Below are 10,377 nucleotides of genomic sequence, written 5' to 3'. Positions count from 1 at the left end.
ACCATGTGGAACAACGTTCGCCAGCTCAATCTCGCCGCCAACGCGTTGCATGCGTTGTTGCTGCTCGTGCTGCTGGCGGCGGGCGGCTACTGGCTGATCCAGCGCCCGAATTTCGCGCTGCGCGAGATCCGCATCGACGGCGATACGGAGCACATCAATTCGCCGACTGTGCGCGCGAGCGTCGTCGGCCGGTTGAAGGGCAACTTCTTCACGGTCGATCTCGACGCTGCGCGTCAGTCGTTCGAGCAGATGCCGTGGGTGCGTCATGCGAGCGTGCGCCGCGTGTGGCCGAATGCGCTCGCGGTGACGCTCGAAGAGTACAAGCCGCTCGGCACATGGGGCACGGATCAACTGGTGAGCACCGACGGAGAGGTGTTCACCGCGAACCAGGGCGAGCTTGAGGAAGAGCTGCCCGCGTTCGATGGCCCGGAAGGGTCCGCGAAGGAAGTCGTCGCGCGTTATCAGGACTTCCGGAAGTGGTTTGCGCCCGTTGGCGCGACGCCGGAAGAAGTGACGCTGTCACCGCGCTTTGCGTGGACGGTGAAGCTGTCGAACGGCATGCAGGTCGAAATCGGGCGGGAGCGCAATCAGGACACGCTCGCCGACCGTTGCAGGCGGCTGACCGCGGCATGGGGCGCGGTCACGCAACGTTGGGGGAAGGATATCGAATATGCGGACTTGCGCTATCCGAACGGCTTCGCCCTTCGCGCGGCAGGCATGCGCTTCATTACGGAACCCGACAAGGGCAAGAAGTAACAGGACATCACACGCAATGAGCACGCTATGAGTAAAGACTATAAAGATCTGCTGGTAGCCCTCGACATCGGCACGGCGAAAGTGGTCGCGATCGTCGCCGAGTTGAAGGGCGAAGGTCATTACGAGGTGATCGGCCTCGGCCAGAGCGAATCGAAAGGGCTCAAGAAAGGCGTCGTGGTGAACATCGAGGCCACGGTGCAGTCCATTCAACGGGCGCTCGAAGAAGCCGAGCTGATGGCGGACTGCAAGATCACGAACGTGTTCACCGGGATCGCGGGAAGCCATATCCGCAGCTTCAATTCGAGCGGGATGGTCGCGATCAAGGAAAAGGAAGTGACGCAGACGGACGTCGCGCGCGTGATCGAAACGGCCAAGGCGATCAACATTCCGACCGATCAGCAGGTGCTGCACATCCTGACGCAGGAATTCATCATCGACGGCCAGGAAGACGTGCGCGAGCCGATCGGCATGAGCGGCATCCGTCTCGAAGTGAAGGTGCATATCGTGACGGGCGCGGTCAGCGCGGCGCAGAACATCGTCAAGTGCGTGCGCCGCTGCGGCCTCGAAGTGAACGACCTGATCCTGCAGCCGCTGGCGTCGTCGCTGGCGGTGCTGACGGAAGACGAAAAGGAACTGGGCGTGGTGCTCGTCGATATCGGCGGCGGCACGACGGACATTGCGATCTTCAGCGAAGGCGCGATCCGTCACACGGCTGTGATTCCGATTGCGGGCGACCAGATCACGAGCGACATCGCAATGGCCTTGCGCACGCCGACGCCGGATGCCGAAGACATCAAGGTCAGCTACGGCATCGCAAAGCAGGCGCTCGCCGATCCGGACGAAATGATCGAAGTGCCGGGCCTCGGCGAGCGCGGTCCGCGCACGCTGTCGCGCCAGGCGCTCGCGGCCGTGGTCGAGCCGCGCGTCGAAGAACTGTTTTCGCTCGTGCAGCAAGTGGTGCGCGAGTCGGGTTACGAAGAACTGCTGAGCTCGGGCGTCGTGCTGACGGGCGGCGCGTCGATGATGCCGGGCATGGTCGAACTGGGTGAGGACATCTTCCTGAAGCCGGTGCGCATCGGTGTGCCGGAGTATGCAGGCGGTCTCGCGGACGTGGTGCGCAATCCGCGTTATTCGACGGCGATGGGGCTGCTCGTCGAAGGACGCTCGCAGCGCATGCGTGGCCGCAAGGTCGCGGTGCAGTCTGGATCGATGGGCCAGGTGTTCACGAGGATGAAGGACTGGTTCCTCGGCAATTTCTAAACGCATTCGAAGTAAAGGGAAATACGCGCCAGTGCCGGCGGCTGGCGCGCGACAGGAGGTTGCCCGATCTCCTGCCGAATAACGGCCGAGTAGGCGGTACTCTTTTTCTTGACGGAGGCAACATGGAATTCCAGATGCTGGAAACGGAAACCAACGGCACCATCATCAAGGTGGTGGGCGTCGGTGGCGCGGGCGGCAATGCCGTCGCGCACATGATCAATCGCGGCGTGCAAGGCGTCGACTTCATCGTGATGAACACGGACGCTCAGGCGCTGTCGCGCGCGCGCGCGCCGAACGTCATCCAGTTGGGCAAGACGGGTCTCGGCGCAGGCGCAAAGCCGGAAATGGGCCGCGCGGCGGCGGAGGAAGCACGTGAGCGCATCGCGGACGCGTTGCGTGGCGCGCATATGGTCTTCATCACGGCGGGCATGGGCGGCGGCACGGGCACGGGGGCAGCTCCCGTGGTCGCGCAGATCGCCAAGGAAATGGGCATTCTGACGGTCGGCGTCGTCAGCAAGCCGTTCGAGTTCGAAGGCGGCAAGCGCATGCGCGTCGCCGAAGCTGGTTCGCAGCAACTGGAGGATCACGTCGACTCGCTGATCGTCGTTCTGAACGACAAGCTGTTCGAGGTGATGGGCGACGACGCCGAAATGGACAAGTGCTTCCAGTGCGCTGACGACGTGCTCAACAACGCAGTCGCCGGCATCGCTGAAATCATCAACGTCGATGGTCTGGTGAACGTCGACTTCGAAGACGTGAAGACGGTGATGGGCGAGCAGGGCAAGGCGATGATGGGCACGGCGACGGTGGCCGGCGTCGATCGCGCGCGTCTCGCGGCGGAACAGGCTGTCGCCAGCCCGCTGCTGGAAGGCGTCGATCTGTCGGGTGCGCGTGGCGTGCTGGTGAATATCACGTCGAGCCGTTCGCTGCGTCTGTCGGAAACGCGCGAAGTGATGAACACCATTAAGAGCTATGCTGCTGATGACGCGACCGTGATCTTCGGCGCGGTGTACGACGACGCGATGGGCGATGCGCTGCGCGTGACGGTGGTGGCAACGGGCCTGGGCCGTGCTGCGAAGAAGCAGCAATCGGCGCCGATGACGCTGCTGCGCACGGGCACCGACAACCAGCCGGTTGGCGCAGTGCAACATGCATACACGCCGCATCACGCAACAACGGCGGACTACGGTTCGCTCGACACGCCGGCTGTATGGCGTACCTCGCGTGACACGGCTGCTTCGCACGTGCAGGCGCTGCAGGAAAAGGGCGTCGATACGTACGACATCCCGGCCTTCCTGCGCAAGCAGGCAGACTGAGACTCACGCAGGAGCGGGCCTTCTGCGGCGTAATCATCTGAATCGTGGTTTGATTACGCGCAGCAGAATTGCACGAGCGTGGCGGGTGGAACGGCAAAACGGCCGCGTTGGGTTGCGCGCGCGGCATGGACAAGTGCCCTCTTCGTTATGGCGAAGCGGTCCGGGCAACTGTCGCCGGATGAAAAGTCCACTGCGGCACGAGTACGTGTGAGCGTGCTCCGCATCGATGCGAAGGAACGAGCATGATTCAGGTAGGTGAAAAGCTTCCCCAGGCGACCGTTTACGAGTTGATCGAAGACGAGCGCGAGGGCTGCACGATCGGGCCGAACAGCTTCGACGTGCGCGAACAGACGGCAGGCAGGCGCGTGGTGATCTTCGGATTGCCGGGCGCATTCACGCCCACCTGTTCGGCGAAGCACGTGCCGGGCTACGTCGAACAGGCAGAGAAGTTACGCGCTGCGGGTGTCGACGAGATCTGGTGCGTATCCGTCAACGACGCGTTCGTGATGGGCGCGTGGGCACGCGATCAGCACACCTCGGGCAAGGTGCGCATGATGGCGGACGGCAGCGCGGCTTTCACCAAGGCCCTCGGTCTGGAGCAGGATCTGTCGGCGCGCGGCATGGGAATCCGATCCCAGCGCTACGCAATGGTGGTCGACGACGGCGTGGTCAAGACGCTGCACGTCGAAGCACCCGGCAAGTTCGAAGTGAGCGATGCGGCGAGTATTCTCGCGACGTTGAGCCAGGCATGACGCGGCCTTGAAGCTTCACCGCATCCGCGCAAACGTCGGTTGTTGCGCTGCGGCAACGCTTTTTTGCGACCTCGTTGTGACAGGCCGTAACGCGGGCCGATGACCGGAAACGCCTCCGTTCCGGGCATCGGCCCGTCACGCTTCCCGATTGGGTAACGCAGCGAAACAGATTGAAACGTCAGCGCAACGACGCTCCGGAACCGGTTGGAGTATAATTCGTGCTATGAGTTAAAAAATCCTGATTGGGATTTTCAATCGAATAGAAGACCACCATGTTGAAGCAGCGCACTATCAAACAGATCGTCAAGACGGTCGGCATCGGCTTGCACTCGGGCCGCAAGGTCGATCTGACGCTCCGCCCGGCGGCGCCGGACACGGGCATCGTGTTTTCCCGCGTGGATTTGCCCACGCCGGTAGACATTCCCGCGTCGGCGATGGCGATCGGCGATACGCGGCTTGCATCGGTGTTGCAGAAAGACGGCGCGCGCGTGTCGACGATCGAACACCTGATGTCCGCGTGCGCGGGCCTCGGAATCGACAATCTGTACGTCGACGTCACCGCTGAAGAAATTCCCATCATGGACGGCAGCGCGGCGTCCTTCGTGTTCCTGATTCAGTCGGCGGGCATCGAAGAGCAGAACGCGGCAAAGAAGTTCATCAAGGTCAAGAAGCCGGTCGAAATCCGCGACGGCGACAAGTTCGCGCGTCTCGATCCGTACTTCGGTTTCAAGCTGAAATTCACGATCGACTTCCGCCATCCCGCTGTGGACAAGACGGGCCAGGCGCTGGAAGTGGATTTCGCGAACACGTCGTATGTGCGTGAGATCGCACGTGCACGCACGTTCGGCTTCGCGCATGAAGTCGAGATGATGCGCGAACTGGGCCTTGCGCGCGGCGGCAGCATGGACAACGCGATCGTGCTCGATGAGTACCGCATCCTGAACAACGACGGCCTGCGCTACGACGACGAGTTCGTGAAGCACAAGATGCTGGACGCGATCGGCGACCTGTACGTGGTCGGCCACCCGTTGCTGGCGTCGTATGACGCGTACAAGTCGGGCCACGGCCTGAACAATGCGCTGTTGCGTGAACTGCTGGCGCACGAAGATTCATATGAGATCGTCACGTTCGACGATCCGCAGAAGGCGCCGCGCGGCTTTGCGTACGATACGCAGACGGCGTTTGCCTGACGCTCCCATGTCAGCAGCAACGAAAAGCGGCCTGAACGGCCGCTTTTTTCATTTCCGCACGAGATTCGGCGCCCTACTTGCGATGCCGGGCGGCCATGCGCGCCAGCGCCGCTTGCAACGGCGACGGCTCCAGCGACTCGCTGAGCGCATGCAGCGCATCGGCGCCCGCACGCGACATCCGCGCCTCTTTGACGCGGGGCGGCTCTTTGGCCGGCTGCGGACGGACGCGGATTCTCAGCGAATTGACAGGCCAGCCGCGCTGCTGCAAGTCCGACAGCAGCCGCGGCTCGAGATGCCGCAAGCGGGCCGCAAGCGCGTTGTGCGCGGCAAACAGGGCGAGAACGCCATCCTTGATGAAACCCGGCTCGACGCTCGTCGCCAGATAGTCGGGCAGCAGCTCGGTGAGATCGCGCTCGAGCGCGGCAACCTGCTCGACCCCCGCGCGCAGCGCCGCGAACGCGTCGGTGCGGTTCAGGACCTCGGCGACGGGCTGCGGCCGGCGCATGTCGAACGTGCGCGAGCCCAGTTTCGGGCCAGGTTTTAGCGTCTGCCTTGAAAACGGTGAGAAACGGCTCATCTGGGACATTGAGTTGTGGCCGCGCCCCGTGCGCGCTCACGCCGCGATTGTACCGTGCGGCGCCGGCGCGCAAAGCTTGCTGCGACCGCTGTCGCCGTGTCGGTTTCGACCCTGGCCGGACGGCCGACCGTCTTGCCTCCGACACAGGCGCACGCGGGGGCGCGTGCTAAAATCCATGATTCGAATTTACTCTTGGACCTAAGCCGCCGAGGCCCCACCGACAATGGGTTGCAACAAAGTAAAAGGGTGTGAAATCTACCCTTTGCAACCCCGCCGATGCCGCGACGCAACCACGATCCGATGACCACCGGTTTTCTACAAAAGATTTTTGGCAGCCGCAATCAGCGGCTCGTCAAGCAATATCAAAAGACCGTCGCGGCGATCAATGCGCTCGAACCGCAGATCGAGCAATTGACGGATGATCAACTGCGCGCGAAGACGACGGAGTTCCGGCAACGCGTCGGTAGCGGCGAGTCGCTGGACAAGCTCCTGCCCGAGGCGTTCGCGGTCTGTCGCGAGGCGAGCAAGCGCGTGCTGAAGATGCGGCACTTCGACGTGCAGCTGATCGGCGGCATGGTCCTGCACTACGGCAAGATCGCGGAAATGCGCACGGGCGAAGGCAAGACGCTCGTCGCCACGCTCGCGGCCTACCTGAACGCGCTGTCCGGGCGCGGCGTGCATGTCGTGACCGTGAACGACTACCTCGCGCAGCGCGACGCCGAATGGATGGGGCGCCTGTACAACTTCCTCGGGCTGTCGGTGGGTATCAACCTGTCGCAGATGGATCACGGCCTGAAGCAGGAAGCGTACTCCGCCGACATCACGTACGGCACGAACAACGAGTTCGGCTTCGACTACCTGCGCGACAACATGGTCTACGAGACGGATGCGCGCGTGCAGCGGGCGCTGAACTTCGCGATCGTCGACGAAGTGGACTCGATCCTCATCGACGAAGCGCGTACGCCGCTCATCATCTCCGGCCAGGCGGAAGACCACACGGAGCTTTACGTGCGCATGAATGCGCTGCCGCCGCTGCTCGATCGCCAGATCGGCGAGGAGAAGGCGGACGGCACGGGCGTCGAGAAGCCCGGCGACTACACGCTGGACGAAAAAGCGCGCCAGGTGTTCCTGACGGAGTCGGGTCACGAGAAGGCCGAGCGGCTGCTCGCCGAGTGGGGCCTGATCGGTGAGGGCGAAAGCCTGTACGCGCCGCAGAACATCACGCTGATGCATCACGTGTACGCCGCGCTGCGCGCACACACGCTGTTCTACAAGGACCAGCACTACGTCGTGCAGAACGGCGAAGTGGTGATCGTCGACGAATTCACGGGCCGTCTGATGGCGGGCCGTCGCTGGTCGGACGGTCTGCACCAGGCCGTCGAAGCGAAGGAGCACGTGAAGATCCAGAGCGAGAACCAGACGCTTGCATCGATCACGTTCCAGAACTATTTCCGCATGTACGCGAAGCTGTCCGGCATGACGGGCACGGCCGACACCGAAGCATACGAATTCAACGAGATCTACGGCCTCGAAACGGTCGTGATTCCGACCAACCGCCCGCCGAAACGGATCGACAAGCAGGACCAGATCTACAAGACGGCGATGGAGCGCTACAACGCGGTGATTCGCGATATCCGCGAATGCTTCGACCGCGGTCAGCCGGTGCTGGTCGGCACGACGTCGATTGAAAACTCGGAATTACTGTCGCAACTGCTGAACAAGGCGGGTCTGCCGCATGAGGTCCTGAACGCGAAGCAGCACGCGCGCGAAGCGGCGATCGTCGCCGAAGCGGGTCGTCCGAAGCGCATCACGATCGCGACGAACATGGCCGGCCGCGGGACCGACATCGTGCTCGGCGGCAACGCGGAGAAGCAGGCTGCCTTCATCGAAGCCGACCTGTCGATCCCCGAAGACGAAAAAGCGGGCCGCATCCAGAAGCTGCATGACGAGTGGCAGGCGCTGCACGATCAGGTGAAGGCCGCGGGCGGTCTGCACATCATCGGCACCGAGCGTCACGAGTCGCGCCGTATCGACAACCAGCTGCGCGGCCGCGCGGGCCGCCAGGGCGATCCGGGCTCGTCGCGTTTCTATCTGTCGCTCGAGGATCCGCTGCTGCGCATTTTCGCGGGCGACCGCGTGCGCGCGATCATGGACCGCCTGAAGATGCCGGAAGGCGAGGCGATCGAAGCGGGCATCGTCACGCGCTCGATCGAATCGGCGCAACGCAAGGTCGAAGCACGCAACTTCGATATTCGCAAGCAGCTGCTCGAATATGACGACGTGTCGAATGATCAGCGCAAGGTGATCTACCAGCAGCGCAACGAACTGCTCGAAGCGCACGACATCACTGAAACGATCGGCGCGATGCGTCATGGCGTGATCACGGATATCGTGCGCCAGTTCGTGCCGGCGGGCAGCATCGAAGAACAGTGGGATGTGCCTGAGCTCGAAGAAGTGCTGCGCAACGACTGGCAACTCGATCTCGCCATTCAGGAAATGATCAACGAGTCGCAGTCGATCGACGCCGGCGAGATTCTCGAAGCCGTGATCGCCGCGGCAGACGAGGCTTACGAAGGCAAGGTCGAGCAGGTGGGCCGCGAATCGTTCAGCGCGTTCGAGCGCTCGGTCATGCTGCAGACGCTGGACCGTAGCTGGCGAGAACATCTCGCCGCGCTCGATCACCTGCGTCAGGGCATCCACCTGCGAGGCTACGCGCAGAAAAACCCGAAGCAGGAGTACAAGCGCGAAGCGTTCGAACTCTTCGCCGCGATGCTGGATTCGGTGAAGCTGGAAGTCACGCGCATCGTGATGAACGTGCAGATCCAGTCGCCCGAACAACTCGAGCAGGCCGCCGAGCAAATGGAAGAGCAAGGCAGCCATCTGGAGAACGTCGAGTTCCGTCATGCCGATTACGCTGAAGCGGGCGCGGCTGTCGCGGCGGCGCCTGTCGCGGCGAGCGCGGCGGCCACGATGATCGGCGACGCAATGGCGCACGGTCACGGCGCAGCGACGCCGCTTACGGGCGACGCCGTGCCGAAGGTCGGACGCAACGATCCCTGTCCATGCGGCAGCGGCAAGAAGTACAAGCAGTGCCACGGCAAGATCGCGTGACGGACGAAGGCGGCGCGCATCATGCGCGCCGCCTTCGTGTCCGCCTTCGCGTCGTTTGATGCGTGCAAGCGCTGGTGATTTCGCGGTGGCGCGGGTCCATCCGGCGCCATCACCCTTGATCCCCAATGCCGGCGTCCGCCGGCATTTCAGTCTCGACAGGTCGCAAACATGGCTGTCAATTTCCCCTCGATCGATCCCGCCCAACTCCATCCCGTCGCCGGCGTCACGCTAGGCTGGGCCGAGGCGAACATCCGCAAGCCGAACCGCAAGGACGTGCTCGTTATTTCCGTCGACGAAGGCGCAACAGTCGCAGGCGTGTTCACGTCGAACCGTTTTTGCGCGGCGCCCGTGACGGTGTGCCGCGAGCACCTTGAGCGCGTGCGCGAGGACGGCAAGGGCATTCGCGCGCTGGTCGTGAACACGGGCAACGCGAATGCGGGCACGGGCGAACCGGGCATGGCGCACGCGCGCGAGACCTGCGAAGAACTCGCGCGCCTCGCAGACATCGCACCGGAGCAGGTGCTGCCGTTCTCGACGGGCGTGATTCTGGAGCCGCTGCCCATCGACCGTCTGAAGGCAGGTTTGCCCGCCGCGCTGGGCAATCGCAAGGCCGCGCACTGGTATGACGCCGCGCAAGCCATCATGACCACCGACACGCTGCCGAAGGCCGTGTCACGCCGGGTCACGATCGACGGTCACACGGTCACGCTGACGGGCATCAGCAAGGGCGCGGGCATGATCAAGCCGAACATGGCGACGATGCTCGGTTTCCTCGCGTTCGACGCCAACGTTGCGCAGCCGGTGCTGGACGAACTGGTGAAGCATGTCGCGGACCGCTCGTTCAACTGCATCACGATCGACGGTGATACGTCGACCAACGATTCCTTCATCCTGATCGCATCGGGCAAGTCGAGCCTGCCCGCGATCACGTCGACGGATTCGCCCGCTTACGCCGCGCTGCGCGACGCCGTGACGGAGACTGCGCAGACGCTCGCGCAACTGATCGTGCGCGATGGTGAAGGTGCCACGAAGTTCATGACGGTGCAGGTGGAAGGCGGCGCGAGCGTCGCCGAGTGCCGCCAGATTGCCTATGCAATCGGCCATTCGCCGCTCGTGAAAACAGCGTTCTATGCATCGGACCCCAACCTCGGCCGCATTCTCGCCGCGATCGGCTACGCGGGCGTAACCGACCTCAACGTCGGCAAGATCGATCTGTACCTCGACGATGTGCTTGTCGCGAAGGCGGGCGGCCGGAACCCGGAATACAAGGAAGAAGACGGACAGCGCGTGATGAAGAAGGCGGAGATCCTGATTCGCGTGGTGCTCGGTCGCGGCAACGCGCAAGCGACGATCTGGACCTGCGATCTGTCGCACGACTATGTGAGCATCAACGCCGACTATCGTTCCTGATTCTC

The 10,377-nt window shown here is 63.2% G+C and carries 8 protein-coding genes; 7 read left to right on the top strand and 1 reads right to left on the bottom strand.

Features of this window, described 5'->3' with window-relative positions; translation table 11 throughout:
• Positions 1-3 precede the first annotated feature (3 nt).
• From J8I87_RS19755 to lpxC, 5 genes are all read left to right on the top strand, one after another.
• The gene (locus J8I87_RS19755) at positions 4-756 is read left to right on the top strand and encodes a cell division protein FtsQ/DivIB (protein ID WP_209933445.1); all 753 of its coding nucleotides are present in this window, start codon (positions 4-6) and stop codon (positions 754-756) included.
• 27 nt (positions 757-783) lie between these two features.
• The gene (gene ftsA / locus J8I87_RS19750; protein ID WP_028371745.1) at positions 784-2,016 is read left to right on the top strand and encodes a cell division protein FtsA; all 1,233 of its coding nucleotides are present in this window, start codon (positions 784-786) and stop codon (positions 2,014-2,016) included.
• A gap of 122 nt (positions 2,017-2,138) precedes the next feature.
• Entirely contained in the window at positions 2,139-3,332 is a 1,194-nt protein-coding gene (gene ftsZ, locus J8I87_RS19745; protein ID WP_209933444.1) for a cell division protein FtsZ, read from the top strand.
• Positions 3,333-3,574: 242 nt separating this feature from the next.
• Complete coding sequence (locus tag J8I87_RS19740; protein WP_209933443.1) at positions 3,575-4,084, top strand: peroxiredoxin; 510 nt, start codon at positions 3,575-3,577, stop codon at positions 4,082-4,084.
• A 272-nt stretch (positions 4,085-4,356) separates the two neighbouring features.
• Entirely contained in the window at positions 4,357-5,274 is a 918-nt protein-coding gene (lpxC, locus tag J8I87_RS19735) for a UDP-3-O-acyl-N-acetylglucosamine deacetylase (protein WP_209933442.1), read from the top strand.
• A gap of 73 nt (positions 5,275-5,347) precedes the next feature.
• On the opposite strand, the gene J8I87_RS19730 is transcribed toward lpxC, so the two are convergent.
• Positions 5,348-5,851 carry a DUF721 domain-containing protein gene (locus tag J8I87_RS19730; RefSeq protein ID WP_209933441.1) on the bottom strand — a complete coding sequence of 168 codons (504 nt, stop codon included), beginning with the start codon at positions 5,849-5,851 and terminating at the stop codon, positions 5,348-5,350.
• 300 nt (positions 5,852-6,151) lie between these two features.
• On the opposite strand from J8I87_RS19730, the gene secA reads away from it, so the two are divergent.
• Both secA and argJ read left to right on the top strand, forming a co-directional pair.
• On the top strand, positions 6,152-8,962 hold the full coding sequence (gene secA, locus J8I87_RS19725; RefSeq protein ID WP_209933439.1) for a preprotein translocase subunit SecA: 2,811 nt from the start codon (positions 6,152-6,154) through the stop codon (positions 8,960-8,962).
• 168 nt (positions 8,963-9,130) lie between these two features.
• Positions 9,131-10,372 (top strand): bifunctional glutamate N-acetyltransferase/amino-acid acetyltransferase ArgJ, encoded by a 1,242-nt coding sequence (argJ, locus tag J8I87_RS19720; RefSeq protein ID WP_209933438.1) that lies wholly within the window; start codon positions 9,131-9,133, stop codon positions 10,370-10,372.
• Positions 10,373-10,377 lie beyond the last annotated feature (5 nt).

Source organism: Paraburkholderia sp. LEh10 (assembly GCF_017814945.1).
Taxonomy (GTDB): domain Bacteria; phylum Pseudomonadota; class Gammaproteobacteria; order Burkholderiales; family Burkholderiaceae; genus Paraburkholderia.
Note: the sequence above shows the minus strand (reverse complement) of the source record. Positions and strands in the feature narration are given on the sequence as shown.

Coding starts and splice junctions, on each gene's coding strand:
- J8I87_RS19755 (WP_209933445.1), top strand. CDS start 4: ATGTGGAACAACGTTCGCCAGCTCAATCTCGCCGCCAACGCGTTGCAT.
- ftsA (WP_028371745.1), top strand. CDS start 784: ATGAGTAAAGACTATAAAGATCTGCTGGTAGCCCTCGACATCGGCACG.
- ftsZ (WP_209933444.1), top strand. CDS start 2,139: ATGGAATTCCAGATGCTGGAAACGGAAACCAACGGCACCATCATCAAG.
- J8I87_RS19740 (WP_209933443.1), top strand. CDS start 3,575: ATGATTCAGGTAGGTGAAAAGCTTCCCCAGGCGACCGTTTACGAGTTG.
- lpxC (WP_209933442.1), top strand. CDS start 4,357: ATGTTGAAGCAGCGCACTATCAAACAGATCGTCAAGACGGTCGGCATC.
- J8I87_RS19730 (WP_209933441.1), bottom strand. CDS start 5,851: ATGAGCCGTTTCTCACCGTTTTCAAGGCAGACGCTAAAACCTGGCCCG.
- secA (WP_209933439.1), top strand. CDS start 6,152: ATGACCACCGGTTTTCTACAAAAGATTTTTGGCAGCCGCAATCAGCGG.
- argJ (WP_209933438.1), top strand. CDS start 9,131: ATGGCTGTCAATTTCCCCTCGATCGATCCCGCCCAACTCCATCCCGTC.